This window comes from Sphingomonas flavida (assembly GCF_036663655.1).
Taxonomy (GTDB): Bacteria; Pseudomonadota; Alphaproteobacteria; order Sphingomonadales; family Sphingomonadaceae; genus Sphingomonas.
In genome coordinates, this window is sequence record NZ_JAXOJH010000005.1 from 136212 (window position 1) to 153746 (window position 17535).

The 17535-nt window shown below is 67.0% G+C and carries 21 protein-coding genes; 10 read left to right on the plus strand and 11 right to left on the minus strand.

Annotation, left to right across the window (positions count from 1 at the left end; all coding sequences use genetic code 11):
- The 5 genes from U1703_RS07855 to rpiB all read right to left on the minus strand — a co-directional run bounded on the left by U1703_RS07855 (position 1) and on the right by rpiB (position 2836).
- Positions 1-321, minus strand: a complete 321-nt coding sequence (locus tag U1703_RS07855) for a GIY-YIG nuclease family protein (protein WP_332785247.1) — start codon at positions 319-321, stop codon at positions 1-3.
- Positions 322-389: 68 nt separating this feature from the next.
- On the minus strand, positions 390-857 hold the full coding sequence (nrdR, locus tag U1703_RS07860) for a transcriptional regulator NrdR (RefSeq protein ID WP_058716666.1): 468 nt from the start codon (positions 855-857) through the stop codon (positions 390-392).
- Complete coding sequence (locus U1703_RS07865) at positions 858-1049, minus strand: hypothetical protein (RefSeq protein WP_320451446.1); 192 nt, start codon at positions 1047-1049, stop codon at positions 858-860.
- 11 nt (positions 1050-1060) lie between these two features.
- Positions 1061-2359, minus strand: a complete 1299-nt coding sequence (glyA, locus tag U1703_RS07870; RefSeq protein WP_332785248.1) for a serine hydroxymethyltransferase — start codon at positions 2357-2359, stop codon at positions 1061-1063.
- A 33-nt stretch (positions 2360-2392) separates the two neighbouring features.
- Positions 2393-2836 (minus strand): ribose 5-phosphate isomerase B, encoded by a 444-nt coding sequence (gene rpiB / locus U1703_RS07875; protein ID WP_332785249.1) that lies wholly within the window; start codon positions 2834-2836, stop codon positions 2393-2395.
- A gap of 128 nt (positions 2837-2964) precedes the next feature.
- Between rpiB and U1703_RS07880 the strand changes: the two genes are divergently transcribed.
- Genes U1703_RS07880 through U1703_RS07890 form a run of 3 tightly spaced genes read left to right on the plus strand, consistent with a single transcriptional unit; the run spans position 2965 to position 4007 of the window.
- On the plus strand, positions 2965-3414 hold the full coding sequence (locus U1703_RS07880) for a hypothetical protein (RefSeq protein ID WP_332785250.1): 450 nt from the start codon (positions 2965-2967) through the stop codon (positions 3412-3414).
- Between the two features lie 44 nt (positions 3415-3458).
- Entirely contained in the window at positions 3459-3623 is a 165-nt protein-coding gene (locus U1703_RS07885) for a hypothetical protein (protein WP_332785251.1), read from the plus strand.
- A 9-nt stretch (positions 3624-3632) separates the two neighbouring features.
- Positions 3633-4007, plus strand: a complete 375-nt coding sequence (locus U1703_RS07890; RefSeq protein WP_332785252.1) for a Uma2 family endonuclease — start codon at positions 3633-3635, stop codon at positions 4005-4007.
- Positions 4008-4162: 155 nt separating this feature from the next.
- Here the strand turns inward: U1703_RS07890 and hemA are convergent, their stop codons facing one another.
- Positions 4163-5404, minus strand: coding sequence for a 5-aminolevulinate synthase (gene hemA, locus U1703_RS07895; protein WP_332785253.1), 1242 nt, complete (start codon positions 5402-5404; stop codon positions 4163-4165).
- A 209-nt stretch (positions 5405-5613) separates the two neighbouring features.
- Positions 5614-6411 carry a glutamate racemase gene (gene murI, locus U1703_RS07900; RefSeq protein WP_332785254.1) on the minus strand — a complete coding sequence of 266 codons (798 nt, stop codon included), beginning with the start codon at positions 6409-6411 and terminating at the stop codon, positions 5614-5616.
- A gap of 103 nt (positions 6412-6514) precedes the next feature.
- On the opposite strand from murI, the gene plsY reads away from it, so the two are divergent.
- The 4 genes from plsY (at position 6515) to topA (ending at position 11510) form a co-directional block, all read left to right on the plus strand.
- The gene (plsY, locus tag U1703_RS07905) at positions 6515-7120 is read left to right on the plus strand and encodes a glycerol-3-phosphate 1-O-acyltransferase PlsY (protein WP_332785255.1); all 606 of its coding nucleotides are present in this window, start codon (positions 6515-6517) and stop codon (positions 7118-7120) included.
- Positions 7113-8192, plus strand: coding sequence for a DNA-processing protein DprA (dprA, locus tag U1703_RS07910; RefSeq protein ID WP_332785256.1), 1080 nt, complete (start codon positions 7113-7115; stop codon positions 8190-8192). Before plsY ends, dprA begins: the two co-directional genes overlap by 8 nt.
- Positions 8189-8692 (plus strand): GNAT family N-acetyltransferase, encoded by a 504-nt coding sequence (locus U1703_RS07915; RefSeq protein ID WP_332785257.1) that lies wholly within the window; start codon positions 8189-8191, stop codon positions 8690-8692. The genes dprA and U1703_RS07915 overlap by 4 nt, the downstream gene beginning before the upstream one ends.
- 190 nt (positions 8693-8882) lie before the next feature.
- Positions 8883-11510 carry a type I DNA topoisomerase gene (gene topA, locus U1703_RS07920; protein ID WP_332785258.1) on the plus strand — a complete coding sequence of 876 codons (2628 nt, stop codon included), beginning with the start codon at positions 8883-8885 and terminating at the stop codon, positions 11508-11510.
- 48 nt (positions 11511-11558) lie between these two features.
- Here the strand turns inward: topA and U1703_RS07925 are convergent, their stop codons facing one another.
- Both U1703_RS07925 and panC read right to left on the minus strand, forming a co-directional pair.
- On the minus strand, positions 11559-11861 hold the full coding sequence (locus U1703_RS07925; RefSeq protein WP_320451435.1) for a hypothetical protein: 303 nt from the start codon (positions 11859-11861) through the stop codon (positions 11559-11561).
- Positions 11862-11935: 74 nt separating this feature from the next.
- Entirely contained in the window at positions 11936-12781 is an 846-nt protein-coding gene (panC, locus tag U1703_RS07930; RefSeq protein WP_332785259.1) for a pantoate--beta-alanine ligase, read from the minus strand.
- A 75-nt stretch (positions 12782-12856) separates the two neighbouring features.
- On the opposite strand from panC, the gene U1703_RS07935 reads away from it, so the two are divergent.
- The 3 genes from U1703_RS07935 to pgmG are packed head-to-tail and all read left to right on the plus strand — an operon-like array spanning position 12857 to position 15337.
- Positions 12857-13681, plus strand: a complete 825-nt coding sequence (locus U1703_RS07935) for a division plane positioning ATPase MipZ (protein WP_320451433.1) — start codon at positions 12857-12859, stop codon at positions 13679-13681.
- Positions 13678-13959 (plus strand): J domain-containing protein, encoded by a 282-nt coding sequence (locus U1703_RS07940; RefSeq protein ID WP_332785260.1) that lies wholly within the window; start codon positions 13678-13680, stop codon positions 13957-13959. Before U1703_RS07935 ends, U1703_RS07940 begins: the two co-directional genes overlap by 4 nt.
- The gene (gene pgmG / locus U1703_RS07945) at positions 13949-15337 is read left to right on the plus strand and encodes a phosphoglucomutase/phosphomannomutase PgmG (RefSeq protein WP_332785261.1); all 1389 of its coding nucleotides are present in this window, start codon (positions 13949-13951) and stop codon (positions 15335-15337) included. The genes U1703_RS07940 and pgmG overlap by 11 nt, the downstream gene beginning before the upstream one ends.
- A 356-nt stretch (positions 15338-15693) precedes the next feature.
- Here the strand turns inward: pgmG and U1703_RS07950 are convergent, their stop codons facing one another.
- Positions 15694-16800 (minus strand): M14 family metallopeptidase, encoded by a 1107-nt coding sequence (locus U1703_RS07950; protein ID WP_332785262.1) that lies wholly within the window; start codon positions 16798-16800, stop codon positions 15694-15696.
- Positions 16801-16804: 4 nt separating this feature from the next.
- Positions 16805-17425 carry a DUF4136 domain-containing protein gene (locus U1703_RS07955; protein ID WP_332785263.1) on the minus strand — a complete coding sequence of 207 codons (621 nt, stop codon included), beginning with the start codon at positions 17423-17425 and terminating at the stop codon, positions 16805-16807.
- Positions 17426-17535: the final 110 nt, after the last annotated feature.

Below are 17535 nucleotides of genomic sequence, written 5' to 3' on the forward strand. Positions count from 1 at the left end.
TCACTCTCTCGTTCGCCCTGAGCGAAGTCGAAGGGCACGTTCGGCGCGCGGTATCGCGGCTTCTTTGAGTGTCGTCCAGTCCGATGCGATCAGCGCGGCCTTCTTGGTGCGGGACCAGCCTTTGATCTGCAGCTCGGCGGTGAGGGCTTCGTAGCGGGAGGGGACGTCCTGGGACCAGGCCAGCGTTACCGGGCGGCGAGTCTGGGTGTAGCAGGGAAATTCGCCGGATTGGTGCTGGGCAATGCGGTGTTCGAGGTTGTCGGTGTGGCCGGTATAGAAACTGCCGTCGGAGCAGCGGAGGATGTAGGCGTAGAAGGCCATTCCCTCAGCCTATCGCTTTTGGGGTTTGGGGCAAGGGAATCCCTTGGGCTTCGACTTCGCCACAAACCTCACTCCCCCTTCGGCGCCACCTCTTCCACCGTGCCCGCAAAAGCCTCGAAATCCTTGGCCTCGCCAAATTCGCGATACACGCTGGCGAAGCGGATATAGGCGACCGAGTCGAGTCCCTTGAGCCCTTCCATCACCATCTCGCCGATCCGCTTGGACGACACCTCGCCCTCGCCACTCGTCTCCAGCTGGCGTTGTATCCCGGATACCAGCTTCTCCACCCGCACCGGGTCGATCGGCCGTTTGCGCGTGGCGATGGCGATCGACCGCAGCAATTTCTCACGGTCGAACGGCTCGCGCCGGTCCTCGCTCTTCAACACGAACAGCTCGCGCAGCTGGATACGCTCGAACGTCGTGAAGCGCGCGCCACAGCCTTCGCATTGGCGCCGACGGCGGATAGCCGCCCCATCTTCGGTGGGGCGGCTGTCCTTTACCTGACTGTCTTCATGGCCGCAAAAGGGGCAGCGCATTCAGATCTTCTTCTTTGCCTTGAAATAGGCGTAGCCGGCACCCGCCGCCGCGCCGAAGATCGGGCCGACGAAGGGCACCGGGATCGCGACGACCGCGCCCAGCGCGCCCCACTTGGCCATGCTCTTGCCAAGGCCCGGGGTCGACTTGATGTCGCTCTGAACCTCGGAAATCTTCTGGTCGAACTTGGCCATCGGTAACGTCCTTATCCCTGATAGATCGGAAAGCGTACGCAAAGCTCACGCACACGGGCACGAACGTTCGCCTCGACCTCAGGGTCCCCATGTTCGCCCTTGGCCTTCAGACCGTCGAGCACGTCGGCGACCATATGGCCGATCTGCTCGAACTCGGCGGTGCCGAAACCGCGCGTGGTCCCGGCGGGCGAGCCGACGCGGATGCCGCTGGTCTTCATCGGGGGCAGCGGATCGTTGGGGATGCCGTTCTTGTTGCAGGTGATCCCGGCCCGCTCCAGCGCCTCGTCCGCGTCGCGGCCGGTGATGCCCAGCGGAGTCAGGTCGACCAGCGCCAGATGCGTGTCGGTGCCGCCCGCGACCAGGTTCGCACCGCGCGCCTTCAGCGTCGCCGCCAGCGTGCGGGCATTCTCGACCACCGCCGCGATGTAGGTCTTGAACTCCGGCTGCAGCGCCTCGCCGAACGCGACCGCCTTGGCGGCGATGACGTGCATCAGCGGACCACCCTGCAGGCCCGGGAAGACGGCCGAGTTGATCTTCTTCGCGATCGCCTCGTCATCGGTCATGATCATGCCGCCGCGCGGGCCGCGCAGCGTCTTGTGCGTGGTGGTGGTCACGACATGGGCATGGCCGAACGGGGTCGGGTGCAGGCCGCCCGCGACGATGCCCGCGAAATGCGCCATGTCGACCATGAAATACGCGCCGACCTCGTCCGCGATCGCGCGGAACTTGGCGAAGTCGATGACGCGCGGATAGGCCGAGCCGCCCGCGATGATGATCTTGGGCTGGCACTCGCGCGCGATGCGGGCGACCTCGTCATAATCGATCAGGTGCGTGTCGGGATCGACGCCGTACTGGACCGCGTTGAACCACTTGCCCGACAGCGCCGCCTTCGCACCGTGGGTCAGGTGACCGCCGGCGTCGAGCGACAGGCCCATGATCGTGTCGCCGGGCTTGGCCAGCGCCAGCATGACCGCGCCGTTCGCCTGCGCGCCCGAATGCGGCTGCACGTTGACGAAGCCGCAGCCGAAGATCTGCTTGGCGCGGTCGATCGCCAGCTGCTCGACCTCGTCCGACGGGGCGCAGCCCTGATAATAGCGCTTGCCCGGATAGCCCTCGGCATATTTGTTGGTGAAGACCGAGCCTTGCGCTTCCATCACCGCCTTGGAGACGATGTTCTCGCTGGCGATCAGCTCGATCTGGGTCTGCTCGCGCTCCAGCTCGTGCGCGACGCCCGCGAAGACCGCCGGGTCGGCATCGGCCAGGGTGCGGGTGAAGAAACCATCGGGCTGGACGTCGTTAAGCGTGCTCATGCAGGGTATCCTTGGCGGGCAATTCTGGTGCGTTCAATTCTGGGCGGGCGCGGTGGACAGCATGTCGACGCGCCGCTGATGCCGCCCACCCTCGAACGGGGTGGACAGGAAGGCGTCGAGGCAGGCCTTGGCCATTTCCTCGCCGATGACACGCGCGCCCATGGCGATGGCGTTGGCGTCGTTATGCTGGCGGGCGAGCGCGGCCGACAGCGGCTCCGACACCAGCGCGCAGCGGCACGCGGGATTACGGTTGGCGGCGATCGAAATACCGATGCCCGAGCCACACAGGGCCACGCCACGCTCGGCGCGACCATCGGCCAGCGCATCGCCGACCGCGCGGCCGAAATCGGGATAATCGACGCTCGCCGTGCCGTCCGTGCCCAGGTCGAGCACCTCATGCCCCTGTTCGCGAAGCCAGTCCGCCAGCACGGTCTTCAACGAGACGGCGGCATGATCGGATGCGATCGCGATGCGCATGGGACGGGCGCTCCAATAGGGTGAGGATGGAATGGGTGAGCCTTTACGCGCGCAGGCACGATATGGCTACCCCTTGACGCAAGCGCGCGCCGCGGAACGTGCACTGTGCCTCGGGGGTTTTGCGCGTCATGAAGCCTATCCTGATCCTGACCGCCCTCTGTGCCCTGACCGCCTGTTCGCGCGAGACGCCGGAGGCGGTCAGGAACGCCGCCGCCCCCACTGCGAACACCCCCAGCGCCGCCGCCACGGCGGGGCCCGCGGGTGACGGCTCCACCTTTATCGGGGTGCCCAAGCAAAAGGCCCCCGATTATGTCGGTCGCTGGATCGGGGTGGAGGGCATGTATCTGTACATCAAGCATGCCGCGACGCCGGGCCGCTATCGCATGGAGATGCAGTGGGACCTCGACCACAAGGGCGAGTTCCGGGGCGAGGCGGTGGGCGACACCATCGTCTTCGAACGCAACGGCGTGCGCGAGGTTCTGCGCCCGACCAATGGCGATGCCACGGGGTTGAGGTATCTGGCTGGCAAGGCCGAATGTCTGACGGTTAAGGCCGGCGAGGGCTATTGCAAGAAGTGACGCGCGGCCAGGCTCGCTCGTGCCATCATGACAGGATCGCGACCGTGAACCAGCTGGCTGGCCTTGCCCCCGACACCCGCGCGCGCTTCACCAGCGCCGAGTTCCTGCGCATGGTCGAAAGCGGCGCATTCGAGGGCATGAAGGTCGAACTGGTCGACGGGGAGCTGGCGCGGACAAATCCGCCAATGGGGGCTCATGCCCAGGCGTAGGCCGACGTCTTGATCGAACTGGCGACGGTGGTGCCGAGAAACCGGCTACGCGGCGAGGTTGGGATTACGTTGAACGATGCCACCGTCGTCGCGTGCGATGCCGCACTGCTGCGCCAGCCGATTGCGGAAAACCGCTTCCTGACACCGGACGACGTTCGCCTCATGGTCGAGATCGCGCAGACGACGCAAAGCCGCGATATGGGCCTGAAACGGATGCTCTATGTCCAGGCGAACATCCCGACCTATTGGGTGATCGACGGGATGCGCCACGTCGTCCATGTCTATGTCGATCCGGTGGATGGCGAATATAGCAGCGTCCACACGGTGCGGTTTGGCGAACCCCTGGCCGTGCCCGGCAGCGACACCGCGATTACGCTCGATTAAAATCCAACCTCGATATTGGGACCACCCCGGCGAAGGCCGGGGTCCAGTTGCCTTACCGTCGGGGCGGATACGGTCGCATCGTTTCGCGTACCAACCGCTTGGTCGCAACTGGGCCCCAGCGCAGGCCGGGATGGAAGAACAGTTTGAGCGGCCACTTACGCCGCCATCCGCAATTCCAGCCGCTCCCAGATCTCGACCAGCGCGGCCACCAGTTCAACCATCATCGCCTCGTCATGCGCCGGACCCGGCGTGAAGCGCAGTCGCTCGGTGCCGCGCGGGACGGTGGGATAGTTGATCGGCTGGACGTACACGCCGTACTCGGCGAGCAGGATGTCGCTGATCTTCTTGGCCTTGACCGGGTCACCGACCATCACCGGCACGATATGCGTCTCGCCCAGCATCACGGGCAGCCCCGCCTCGCGCATCATCGCCTTCAGCTTCGCGGCGGCGGCCTGCTGGCCCTCGCGCTCGACCGAGCTCTGCTTCAGGTGGCGCACGCTGGCCAGCACGCCCGCGACCAGCACCGGCGACAGCGAGGTCGTGAAGATGAACCCCGGCGCATAGGAGCGGATCACGTCGACGATCATCCGGTCGGCCGCGATATAGCCGCCCATGACGCCGAACGCCTTGCCCAGCGTGCCCTCGATCACGGTCAGCCGGTGCGCGACATGGTCACGCTCCGAAATGCCGCCGCCGCGCGCGCCGTACATGCCGACCGCGTGCACCTCGTCCAGATAGGTCAGCGCGTTATACTTGTCGGCCAGGTCGCAGATCGCCGCGATCGGGGCGACATCGCCCTCCATCGAATAGACGCTCTCGAACGCGATCAGCTTGGGCACCGCCGGGTCCGCCGCCGCCAGCAATTCCTCGAGATGGGCAAGGTCGTTGTGGCGGAAGACCTGCTTCTCGCAGCCCGAATTGCGGATACCCGCGATCATCGAGGCGTGGTTGAGTTCGTCGGAGAAGATCACGCAGCCCGGCAGGATCTTGGCCAGGGTCGCCAGCGTCGCCTCGTTGGAGACATAGCCGCTGGTAAAGAGCAGCGCCGCTTCCTTGCCGTGCAGGTCGGCCAGTTCGCCTTCCAGATCGACATGGTAATGGGTGTTGCCGCCGATGTTGCGCGTGCCGCCCGACCCAGCGCCGACGTCGTGCAGCGCTTCCTCCATCGCGGCGATGACCTTCGGATGCTGGCCCATCGCCAGGTAATCGTTGGAGCACCAGACGGTGATCGGCTTGGGCCCGTTATGCCCGGCAAAACACCGGGCATTCGGGAACATGCCCTTGTTGCGCAAAATGTCGATGAAGACGCGGTAACGTCCCTCGGCGTGCAGGCGGTCGATCGCCTGGGTGAAGACGCGGGAATAATCCACGCGCGCGTCCGTGCCCTCGATGCTCATGGAAAGGGAATGTAGGCGCAAGCTGCGCATGAATCGAGTCGGGAACTGCGCTCACTGTGATCGATCATGGTGGACATATTGTCCCAAGGCCCGATCGGTTCCTGATGCGGATGGTTCGCAGCTGCCTTTCCCGCCGCCAAACCGGCCTGCCGCCGTTTCCGCTCAGCGAAGGCCAGTGTTCGTTCAAACGGGCGTCACAGGCAAACGGATCAAAGAGCCTCGATCCGCCCGAACCCCCGCGCCGCCAGTCCCGGCCGCAACGCCGCTTCGCGTTCGCCCAGCCGGGTGAACACCGCCACCCCCTCGCCCGCCGAGTCGGGCCAGTCCTGACCATCGGTCAGGAACGCGATTCGCCGCGCGATCCCCGGCCCGCCATCGACGAAGCGAACCGCATGGGGGGCCGCCGCCGCCAGTTCCGCCTCGACCAGCGGGAAATGGGTGCAGGCGTTGACGATGACATCGATGGCCTCGCCACCCGCCTGCCCGAACAGTCCGTCCAGCACGGCCACGAACGCCTCGGGCGACAGACTCTCGCCACGCAGCTTCGCCTCGGCCAGCTCGACCAGTTCGGCCGAGCCGTGCCGGATCACCCGGCAGTCACCCGCAAAGCGCGCCGCCAGATCGTCGACATAGGCCTGGCGCACCGTCGCGCGGGTGCCGAGCACGCCGATCGCGCGCGTCCGGCTCATCGCGGCGGCCGGCTTGATCGCGGGCACCGTGCCGACCACCGGCAGGTCGAGCGCGGCGCGCACCGCGGGCAGCGCGATGGTCGAGGCGGTGTTGCACGCGATGACGATCAGGCGCGGATGGTATCGCTCCGCCAGCCGCCCGAGCAGCGCGGGGACGCGCGCGGCAATCTCGGCCTCGCTTTTCTCGCCGTAAGGAAACCCGGCGCTATCCGCGACATAGACGAACGGCGCGCGCGGCAACGCCTGTCGCGCAGGCCCCGCGATCGACAGGCCACCCACGCCGGAATCGAAGAACAGGATGGGACGCGCATCGCTCATCACGGCCTCATAAGCCCCGCGCGCATCCGAAACCAGAGCCCCGCCGGATTGGACAGCGCCGGAGCGATGTTCTATGTCTGTCCCGGAGCACAGGGGAAGACTATTGCCGACCGAAATCATCTGGGGGCCGCCCACCTGGGCCTTGCTGATCGGCTATCTGCTGGGGTCGATTCCCTTCGGAATCATCCTGACGCGCGCCGCCGGGGCGGGCGATCTTCGGAGCATCGGGTCGGGCAATATCGGCGCGACCAACGTGTTGCGCACGGGCCGCAAGGGCCTCGCCGCCGCGACGTTGATCCTCGACCTGTTGAAGGGTGTCGCCGCCGTCCTGATCGTGCGCCACTGGCTGCCCGGCGAAGAGCCGCTGGCGGCGGCCGCCGCCTTTGTCGGCCATTGCTATCCGATCTGGCTGAAGTTTCGCGGCGGCAAGGGTGTCGCCACGCTGATGGGCGTCGTGGTTGCGCTCTACTGGCCGCTGGGCGTCGTCTATGCGGTGGTGTGGCTGGGTCTGCTCGCGACGCTGCGCATCTCGGCCGTCGCGGGCATGGCGGCGGCGGTCAGCGCCCCGCTGGCGGCGGCGGTGATGGGGCGGTTCGACCTGGTCCTGCTGCTGATCGCGCTCGCCCTTATCGTCATCTGGAAGCATGGCGCGAACATCGAGCGGCTGCTGGCGGGCACCGAGCCGCGCATCGGCAAGAAACGTGACTGAGGCCAGGTTCGCGCAGCTCCGGCTGCTGCGGACGCATGGCATCGGCCCCGTCACCTGGCGCCAGTTGATGGCGCGCTTCGGCGAGGCGCAGGCCGCGCTGGATGCGCTGCCCCATCTTGCCCGGCGGGGCGGTGGCGAAGCACCGAAAGCCGCCGATCCGGCGGTGATCGCGCGCGAGATCGAGGCGGTCGCACGGCTGGGCGCGCGGCACGTGATGCTGGGCGAGGCGGATTATCCCGTGCTGCTCGCCGAACTCGATACCGCGCCGCCCGCACTGATCGTGCGCGGCGACATGGCGCTCGCCCAGCGGGGTGGGGTGGCCCTGGTCGGCGCGCGCAATGCCTCGGCCGCGTCGTGCCGGTTCGCACGGGGGCTGGCGCAGGACCTGGCCTCGCACCGCGTCCCCGTCACCTCCGGGCTGGCGCGCGGCATCGACACGGCGGCGCATATCGGCGCGCTCGATGGCGGGACGATCGGCGTCATCGCCAGCGGCATCGACATCGCCTTCCCGCCCGAAAATGCACGCCTTCAGGAAGAAGTGGCCACGCGCGGCCTGCTGATCGCCGAACAGCCGCCGGGGACGCAGCCGCTCGCGCGTCACTTCCCTTCGCGCAACCGGATCATCGCCGGGCTCGCCCAAGGGACGGTGGTGGTCGAGGCCGCGCCGCGCTCCGGCTCGCTGATCACCGCGCGGCTGGCGGGCGAGGCGGGTCGCGAGGTGATGGCGGTGCCGGGCCACCCGGCCGATCCACGCGCGCAAGGCTGCAATATGCTGATCCGCGAGGGCGCGACGCTGATCCAGTCGGCGGCGGATATCCTCGAACAGATTCGCCCCATCGACCCACGCATGGTCCGCGCGCCGGAGAGCCGCTACGCACCCCCGCCACCGCAAGAGGCGAGCGACGCCGACCGCGCCCGCGTGACCGACCTGCTCGGCCCGGTGGCGGTGACGGTCGACGAACTCATCCGCCAGAGCGGGCGACCACCCGCCATCGTCCAGACGATCCTGCTGGAACTGGAACTCGCCGGACGGCTGGAGCGCCATGCCGGGGGCCGGGTGGCGCTGGCATGATTCATACCGACCGCCTGACGCTGCGCCCCTATGAGGCCGCGGATTTCGATGCCTATGCCGCGATGGTCGCCGACCCGGTCGTGGTCCGCCATGCTGGGTCGCCGATGACGGGCGAAGAAGCCTGGATGCGGTTGCTGCGCTATATCGGTCACTGGTCGGTGTTCGGATACGGGTTGTTCGCGGTGCTGGACCGGGCGAGCGGGGCTTATCTCGGCGAAACCGGCTTCATGGATTTTCGGCGCGAGGTGGTGCCCCGGATCGAACCGCTGCCCGAAGCCGCCTGGGTCTTCACCCGCGCGGCGCATGGGCGGGGCTATGCGTATGAGGCGGCCTCGGCGGCGCATCGCTGGATGACGGACACCCACGCACCGCCCGCGACCCAATGCATCATCTCGCCCGCCAATCAGGGATCGATCCGGCTGGCGGAGCGGCTGGGCTATCACCTCCACGACAGAGCGGAATATCGGGGTGCCGCCTTGCGCTTTGTCCGAGCGGTTTAGGCATGGCCTTCGACTTCGCTCAGGCTGAACGGCGGTTGGGAGACGTAGCATTTATCCCCTCACTCGTTCGGCCTGAGCGAAGTCGAAGGCCATGTGCCACCCCCACCAAGCCCGAGCCAACTCCGCTTGACGGCCCCCCGCCCCCTCCCCATCCTCGCGTACACACGTAAGGGACGTAGTTTTACCACTCATGCAGCTTGTCATCGTCGAATCGCCCGCCAAGGCGAAGACCATCGAGAAATATCTGGGTTCGGACTACCGCGTCCTGGCGAGCTATGGTCACGTCCGCGACCTGCCGCCCAAGGACGGCTCGGTCGACCCCGACCAGAACTTCTCGATGGAGTGGGAGAATTACGCGGACAAGGCGCGCCAGCTGAAGGCGATCGCCGACGAGGCCAAGAAGGCCGACCGCCTGATCCTGGCCACCGACCCTGATCGCGAGGGCGAGGCGATTTCGTGGCACGTGCAGGAGGTTCTGAAGAACCGCAAGGCGCTGCCCGACAAGGTCGAGCGGGTGACGTTCAACGCGATCACCAAGCCCGCCGTGCTGCACGCGATGCAGAACCCGCGCGAGCTGGATACCGACCTGATCGACGCGTACCGGGCACGCCGCGCGCTCGACTATCTGGTCGGCTTCACCCTGTCGCCGGTGCTGTGGCGCAAGCTGCCCGGCGCCAAGTCGGCGGGTCGCGTCCAGTCGGTGGCGCTGCGCCTGATCGTCAGCCGCGAGCGCGAGATCGAGGCGTTCCGCGCCCAGGAATATTGGTCGGTGACGGCCGACATGGAGCAGGACGGCACCCCCTTCGTCGCGCGCCTGGTCCAGTGGGAGGGCCGGAAGCTCGACCGCCTGTCGATCGGCAATGAAGGCGACGCCACCCGCGCCAAGGCCGATGTCGAGGCGGGCCGTTTCCAGGTCCAGTCGGTCGAGACCAAGCCCGCGACGCGCAACCCGCCGCCGCCCTTCACCACCTCGACCCTGCAACAGGAGGCCGCGCGCAAGCTGGGCTTCTCGGCCGATCACACGATGCGGATCGCGCAGCAGCTCTATGAGGACGGCGCGATCACCTACATGCGTACCGACGGCGTCCAGATGGACGGATCGGCCATCTCGGCGGCACGCAAGGCCGTGGCCGAGCGCTATGACGCGTCCTACGTCCCCGACAAGCCGCGCATGTACCAGTCCAAGGCGAAGAACGCGCAGGAAGCGCATGAGGCGATCCGCCCCACCGACTTCTCCCGCGACCGTGCGGGCTCGGGCGATCATGGCCGCCTGTACGACCTGATCTGGAAGCGTGCGCTGGCGTCGCAGATGGCCTCGGCGCGGATGGAGCGTACGACCATCGACATGGCCGACGGCACCGGCCGCAACATGCTGCGCGCGACCGGCCAGGTCGTGCTCTTCCCCGGCTATCTGGCGCTGTACGAAGAAGGCCAGGACGACAGCCAGGACGAAGAGGCACGCCGCCTCCCCCGCCTGCGCGAGGGCGATGCCCCCGCCAAGAAGGAGGTGAAGGCCGAACAGCACTTCACCCAGCCGCCGCCGCGCTTCTCCGAAGCGTCGCTGGTCAAGCGGATGGAGGAACTCGGCATCGGGCGTCCCTCCACCTATGCCTCGATCATCAAGACGCTGAAGGACCGGGCCTATGTCCGCGTCGAGAAGAACCGCTTCTTCGCCGAGGAGAGCGGGCGGCTGGTGACGGCATTCCTGGAACGCTTCTTCGAGAAATATGTCGGCTACGACTATACCGCCGAGCTGGAAGAGGAACTGGACGACGTGTCCGGCGGCCGCGCCCAGTGGCAGGCGGTGCTCGACGCCTTCTGGCGCGACTTCAAGCCGCGTACGTCCGAAGTCATGGAGCAGCAGCCCTCCGCGATCACCGCCGAGCTGGACCAGTTCCTTGCGCCCTATCTGTTTCCTGAAAAGGCGGACGGGTCGGACCCGCGGCTCTGCCCGAATTGCGGCGAGGGCAAGCTGGCCCTCCGCGGCGGTCGATTCGGCGCGTTCATCGCCTGCTCCAACTATCCCGAGTGCAAATATACCCGTCGATTCGCCCAGGGCGGCGAGGGCGCGGGCGAGGATAGCGGGCCCGAAACTTTGGGCCAGGATCCCGAGACCGGCCTGCCCGTAGAGCGCAAGTCGGGGCGCTTCGGCCCCTATATCCAGCTGGGCGAGGGCAAGGACGCCAAGCGCGCCTCGATCCCCAAGGATGTCGATCTCGACCTGGAATGGGCGTTGAAGCTGCTCAGCCTGCCGCGCAGCATCGGCAACCATCCCGAAACCGGCGAGCCGATCACGGCGTCGATCGGACGTTATGGCCCCTATCTGGCGCATGCCGGTAAATATGCGCGGCTGACCTCGACCGCCGATGTCTTCGAAACCGGCATGAATGCCGCGGTGGTCAAGCTGGCCGAAGCGGCGGCAGGCGGCGGGCGTGGCGCGCGCACGACGGCATCGCGTGAACCGCTGAAGGTGCTGGGCAAGCATCCGCGCACCGAGGCGGAGATCAAGCTGATGGAAGGGCGCTACGGCCCCTACGTCACCGATGGCGAGACCAATGCCACCATCCCGAAGACGGTCGACAAGGATCAGTTGACGCTGGAAGAAGCCGCGCAGTTGATCGACGCGCGGGCGGCGGCCGCTCCGGCGCGCAAGAAACCGGCGAAGAAGGCGGCGGCGAAGAAGGCACCAGCCAAGTCTGCAGCCAAGGCCACGGCCGAAAAGAAACCTGCGGCGGAAAAGAAGGCGCCTGCGAAAAAGGCGGCACCCAAGAAGACGGCGGCCAAGAAGCCGGCGGCGAAGGAACCGGGCGAAGACTAATCCCGGCCTTCCCTGCCGGGGGGTCAGCGCGCGGTCGCGACGACGAGGTCAGGCCGCGCGCATCTGAAGCACGCTATGGTTCAGGAAAGCGCGGGCCTGGCGCTGCGCCTCGGCGATCTCGCGCGCGGTCATGTCGCTGGCGACTTCAGACCGGGCGATCTGCGCGGGCAGGAAACCCGCCACCGCCGCCAGATTGAACCATTTGTGCGCCTCGACGAGGTCCAGGTGCTTGCCGGCCGAGCCGGTCGAATAGGCGACACCCAGATCGTACATCGTCGCGCCGTCGGTCACCGCCCGATCGGTGAGCCGACTGTCCATCAGGAACTGCGCACTCTTGCTGCTATTGGCCATGATCCTGCCCCTCTGTTCGGACTCCTCTTGTCCAGGGGCAAGTCTATGACCGAAACGGTCACAAACTGGTTAACTCACGCACCGTCGTTCAAAGCGATATTATCGATCAGTCTGGTCGATCCCATGCGTGCGGCGGCCAGCAGGCGGCGGGGACGATCGGCCATGGTATCGGGGCTCAGCGAGGCGGCATCGACCAGTTCGACATAGTCGACCTCGAATCCGGCGGCGGTCAGCGTGGCGCGCGCATCGGAAAGCACGCTTCCCACATCCTCGCCCCGCCCGATCGCCCGCGCGGCGACGCCCAGCGCACGAGGCAGCGCCACCGCCTTGGCCCGCTGTTCCTCGTCCAGATAGATGTTGCGCGACGACAGGGCCAGACCGTCATCGTCCCGCTGGGTCGGCACGCCGACCACCTCGATCGGGAAATCCAGATCGGCGACCATGCGGCGGATCACCGCCAGCTGCTGGAAATCCTTCTCGCCGAAATAGGCGGCATCGGGCCCGACCTGGTTGAACAGCTTGGCCACGACGGTCGCGACGCCGTCGAAATGGCCGGGCCGCGACGCACCCTCCAGCCCTTCTGTAACGCCGGCGACGCGGATGCTCGTCGCATGGCCCTCCGGATACATGGCATCGACGCCGGGCAACCACAGCAGGTCGCACCCCGCCTCGGTCAGCATCCGGATATCGGCCAGCTCGCGCCGGGGATAGCGGCTCAAATCCTCGCCCGCGCCGAACTGCCGGGGGTTCACGAAGATCGACGCCACCACCTTGGTGCCCGGGCGCTTGGCCGCCTCGATCAGCGCGATATGCCCGGCATGGAGCGCGCCCATGGTCGGCACCAACGCCACGCGTGCGCCCTCGGCACGCAAAGCGGCGAGCGCCTCTGCCAGGGCATCGCGATCCCGAATGACTTGCACTGATTTTACCCCTCGTTCCCCACGCCCAGGGCTTCTATGTAGGGTGGCAACGGGGATCAATAAGGAAGCGACGAGTTGCCGGAACGGCTATCTTCAACGCACGTGATTGTTTTTGCCAATGAAAAAGGTGGCACAGGCAAATCGACGACGGCGGTCCATGTGGCGATCGCGCTGGCCGCCAAGGGGGCGCGCGTGGCGTGTCTGGATCTGGATCATCGCCAGCGGACGGTGGGTCGCTATCTCGACAACCGCGCCGAGACGATCAAGCGCACCGGGCACAAGCTGCCCATGCCCACCCACGCGACTCATACCAGCCAGACCGAGGAGGGGTTCGAGGAACTGTGGTTCGGCCTGTCGCAGGATGCCGACTTCCTGATCGTCGACACGCCGGGCCGCGACGACCATTTCGCGCGAACCGCGGCGGCGCTGTCGAACACGCTGGTCACGCCGATGAACGACAGCTTCGTCGACTTCGACCTGATCGGCCAGGTCGACCCGGAGACGTTCCAGGTGACGCGCCCCAGCTTCTATTCGGAACTGATCTGGGACGCGCGCAAGCAGCGGGCGCGGGCGGACGGCACCACCATCGACTGGGTCGTGCTGCGCAACCGGCTCCAGCATATCGAGGCGCGCAACATGCGCCGCGTCTCGGATGCGCTGACCGACCTGTCGCGCCGCGTCGGCTTCCGCGTGATACCGGGCCTGGGCGAGCGCGTGATCTATCGCGAGATGTTCCCCAACGGGCTGACCATGATCGACGCCAAGGAGTTCGGCGCGATGGGCCTGGGCCATGTCGCCGCACGGCAGGAACTGCGTGAGATGATGGCCGCGCTGCAACTGCCCGAGGGGGGTGCCGAAGCCGGCGCGGCGGGTGCGAGCCCGGCTGACGCCGCCGCATGAAATGGCTGATCGCGCTGGCGGTGATCTGGCTGGTGTGGCGCTATATGCCCCGCCCCGGTCGGGTCCGGTCCACCGCCAGACCGGACCCGCGCCTGCCGCGCGACGAGATGGACGCGCTGGCCATACTCGACCTGCCGCCCGGCGCGGACGCCGAGTCGATCCGCCAGGCGCATCGTCGCCTGATCGGGCAGGTGCATCCCGATCGCGGCGGCTCGGCCGACCTGACGCGGCGGGTGAACGCGGCCCGCGACCTGTTACTGGCGCGCCGTGACGGATAAGTCCGGGGCCAAGCGGACCGCGACGATCCACCCCAGCGCCTGCCGTGAATATGACGTTCGCGGCACCGTGCCCGAGACGCTGGACGATGGCGCGGCCTATGCGGTGGGGCGCGGCTTTGCGACCCGCGTGCGCCGCGCGGGCGGCACCCGCGTCGCCGTGGGCCGCGACGGACGACTCAGCTCGCCCGCGCTCGAGGCGGCATTGGTTGAAGGACTGACCGACAGCGGCGTCGATGTCGTCCGCTTAGGGATCGGCCCCACCCCCATGGTCTATTTCGCCGAAGCGACGCTAGAAGTGGACGGCGCCGTACAGGTAACGGGCAGCCACAACCCCCGCGACGACAATGGCTTCAAGATGGTGCTGCACCATCGCCCCTTTTTTGGCGAGGACGTGCAGGATCTGGCGCGCATGGCGGCGGCGCGCGACTGGACCGAGGGGGCCGGGACCGTCGAGGAGGTCGACATTCTCGATGCCTATGTCGACCGGCTGATCGCGGGCTATGCGGGCGGCGCGTACCGTATCGGCTGGGACTGCGGTTCGGGCGCATCGGGCCCGGTCATCGAAAAGCTGGTCCAGCGCCTGCCGGGTGAGCACCATACGCTGTTCACCGATGTGGACGGTCATTTCCCGCATCATCACCCCGATCCGACGGTCGAGAGCAATCTAGACGCGCTGAAACGACTCGTGGCCGAGAGACGGCTCGATTTCGGATTCGCTTTCGACGGCGATGGCGACCGGATCGGCGCGGTCGACGGCCAGGGCAGGGTGATCTGGGGCGACCAGATATTGATGCTGCTGGCGGGCCCCGTACTGGCCGAGCATCCCGGCGCGCCGATCGTGGCGGATGTGAAGGCCAGCCAGGCGCTGTTCGATCATATCGAGGGCCTGGGCGGACGGCCGGTCATGTGGAAAACCGGGCACAGCCTGATGAAGACCAAGATGGTCGAGACCGCCGCACCGCTGGGCGGCGAGATGTCGGGCCATATGTTCTTTGCGGGCGAGTGGTACGGCTTCGACGATGCGCATTATGCCGCGATCCGCCTGATCCGCGCGGCCCATCTGGCGGGCCGCTCGATGACCGAGCTACGCGGCGCGATGCCTGCGATGGTCGACATTCCCGAAACCCGCATCACGGTGGCCGAGGCGGACAAGTTCGCCATTGTCGAGCGGGTCGCAGCGGCGCTGGCCCACGATGGCGCGGAGGTCAATGATACCGATGGCGTCCGGGTGCGGACGGCGGATGGCTGGTGGTTGCTGCGGGCATCCAATACGCAAGCCGCGCTGACGGTGCGGGCGGAAGCCGGAGATGCCTCCGGTCTGGAGCGAGTGTTGGCGGAGCTGGACCGGTATCTCGCTGTCGAGGGGGTCCAGCGGTAAGTTTGGCAGGTGCCGAGGCGTGGCCTTCGACTTCGCTCAGGCTGAACGGGGGTTTGGCTTCCAATCCACGCGAAGGCGCGAAGACGCAAAGAAGATGAGTTCGCGCGGAGGCGCAGAGGACGCGGAGGTGTCTGGCCCCGGAGCTTCTGTAGTCCTCAACTTCCGCGGAAGAAGGTCAGAGGCCAACGCAGGCGAAACACCTCTGCACCTCTGCGCGAACCCCACCCCTAAAAAACCCCGTTCCGCCTGAGCCCTTCGGCTGGCTGGCAAGCCAGCCGCTCGGGATAAATTTCGACGCTTTGCGTCGAAGTCGAAGGCCAGGGGAAGCCCTCTCCCAAGGGCTCCCCCCTCCCCGATCAAATCTCTCCGATCATCTCGGAAAGAACCTCCAGGCACGACACGCCCAGCTTTGCCGAGCGTTCGCCCGACCAGCCATGGACGGCGTCGGGATTGGGGTCGTGATCCTTGAACGGCATCTCCAGCGTCACCGATACCGCACCGAACCGCTCGGCAAGCTGGTTGGTCGACATCGCCAGGTTCGCCCGGCCCGGCCCCGACTTGTCATAGCCCATCTGGGTCTGGAAATCGGGCGTGTGCGCGGCCAGTCGGCGACCGAAGGCGTAGAATTTGGCGCCGTGTTCCTCGGTCCAGCTGGGAATACCCTCGAACCCGGCGATGAAGTTCGCGGGAATCGCCTCGTCGCCATGCGCGTCGATCGCGAAGTCGACGCCGGTCTGGTCCATCCGGTTCAGCACGCACAGCACTTCGGGACTGCGCTCGGGCGTCGGCTGATGCCACTCGCGGTTGAGGTTCACGCCCGCCGCGTTGGTGCGCAGATGGCCGCGCCGCGTGCCGTCGGGATTCATGTTGGGCACGACATGGACGGTGGCCGCCGCCAGCAGCGACTCGGCGGCCGGGCTGGTCAGCCAGTCCAGCGCGCCCTCCATCCACCATTCCGCCATCGATTCGCCCGGATGCTGGCGGGCATAGAGCCACACCTGCTTCGGACCGTCGCCAAGGCGGAAATAATCGATCGACTGGCCATCGAGGGTCTGGCCGATCTCTTCGTGATGCACACCGCGCGCGGCGATCCGCGCGACTAGGTCGTGATGCCGCTCCATCGTATAGGGTTCGAAATAGGCGAACCAGGCAACGTCGCTATCGCCCGTCCACTGCCATTCCAGCACGCCGTCGGCGTAGGTGGTCGGCGTCATCCGCCAATCCTGCCGGTCGGTCGAGGCGCGGACATGATAGTTCGGCCAGCCGCCCGGAAAGGCCGAACCCTCGCCGTTCAGGATGCGGAAGGTAAGCGTCCGCCCCTTCGCCCCGCCGACCCGGAAGTAGAACCACTGGTAGAAATCGGAATCCTTGTCCTTCACGATCTCCAGGTCGACACGGTCGCCGTCGATGCCGACGACGCGGATGTTCCCGCCGTCGAAGGACGCATTGATGGTCAGGGTCATGCGCTTATTTCACCTCGATCGTGCGGCCCGACTCGCCGGGGAACTTGGTGAACAGCGCATCGGCCAGCTTGGCCGCCTGGGCCTGCGCATCCAGCTTGGCCAGCGTTTCGACCGGCGCCAGGTTGCGCGCGCTACCTTCCCAGATCGGCGACTGGTCGACGCGGCGCTTGATCTGGACCGACAATTCGGTGCCGATGATCTCCTGCGGACGGCTCTTGCCCACGGGGAAGCTCAGGCCCCCGCCCAGGCCGACGCCGCCGCCACGACCGCCCGAGAAGCTGCCGCCGCCCAACCCGATCGAGAAGGGCGAGGGGCGCGGCGGGCCGAGCCGGTTGGCACGGGTGAAGGCGACCGTCGCGATGAACTCGGGCTGGGCATCACCCTGCGCCAGCGAATAGCCGTTGCGCAGCAGCGCGGTCTCGACCGCGGCGGCATAGGTCTTGAACTCGATGCTCGCCGGACCGGTGGCGGACAGCGGCTCGACACGGATGGTGCCGCGCGCGATCGGCTCGCCCAGGTGATAGCGGATGACGTCGGTCGGCGGCATGCGCCCCCCGCCCGTGGTGGAACAGGCGGCGAGCGTTCCGGCGGCGGCCGCCAGGATCAGGAGCGAGCGGGCTTTCATGCGTTGAAGACACCTTAAAGGACGTTACGGATGGGCAACGCATGACATATGAAGGTTGATCCTGCGGCGGAAGGGGGCATCGCGGACGTGACCGGGATGTCATGCCCCAA

What these genes read in the sequence shown, in the direction of transcription:
- U1703_RS07915 (WP_332785257.1), top strand. Translation starts at nt 8,189, where the DNA reads ATGATTCATACCGACCGCCTGACGCTGCGCCCCTATGAGGCCGCGGAT.
- U1703_RS07855 (WP_332785247.1), bottom strand. Translation starts at nt 321, where the DNA reads ATGGCCTTCTACGCCTACATCCTCCGCTGCTCCGACGGCAGTTTCTAT.
- nrdR (WP_058716666.1), bottom strand. Translation starts at nt 857, where the DNA reads ATGCGCTGCCCCTTTTGCGGCCATGAAGACAGTCAGGTAAAGGACAGC.
- U1703_RS07955 (WP_332785263.1), bottom strand. Translation starts at nt 17,425, where the DNA reads ATGAAAGCCCGCTCGCTCCTGATCCTGGCGGCCGCCGCCGGAACGCTC.
- topA (WP_332785258.1), top strand. Translation starts at nt 8,883, where the DNA reads ATGCAGCTTGTCATCGTCGAATCGCCCGCCAAGGCGAAGACCATCGAG.
- murI (WP_332785254.1), bottom strand. Translation starts at nt 6,411, where the DNA reads ATGAGCGATGCGCGTCCCATCCTGTTCTTCGATTCCGGCGTGGGTGGC.
- U1703_RS07950 (WP_332785262.1), bottom strand. Translation starts at nt 16,800, where the DNA reads ATGACCCTGACCATCAATGCGTCCTTCGACGGCGGGAACATCCGCGTC.
- U1703_RS07925 (WP_320451435.1), bottom strand. Translation starts at nt 11,861, where the DNA reads ATGGCCAATAGCAGCAAGAGTGCGCAGTTCCTGATGGACAGTCGGCTC.
- U1703_RS07880 (WP_332785250.1), top strand. Translation starts at nt 2,965, where the DNA reads ATGAAGCCTATCCTGATCCTGACCGCCCTCTGTGCCCTGACCGCCTGT.
- U1703_RS07940 (WP_332785260.1), top strand. Translation starts at nt 13,678, where the DNA reads ATGAAATGGCTGATCGCGCTGGCGGTGATCTGGCTGGTGTGGCGCTAT.
- glyA (WP_332785248.1), bottom strand. Translation starts at nt 2,359, where the DNA reads ATGAGCACGCTTAACGACGTCCAGCCCGATGGTTTCTTCACCCGCACC.
- hemA (WP_332785253.1), bottom strand. Translation starts at nt 5,404, where the DNA reads ATGAGCATCGAGGGCACGGACGCGCGCGTGGATTATTCCCGCGTCTTC.
- U1703_RS07865 (WP_320451446.1), bottom strand. Translation starts at nt 1,049, where the DNA reads ATGGCCAAGTTCGACCAGAAGATTTCCGAGGTTCAGAGCGACATCAAG.
- rpiB (WP_332785249.1), bottom strand. Translation starts at nt 2,836, where the DNA reads ATGCGCATCGCGATCGCATCCGATCATGCCGCCGTCTCGTTGAAGACC.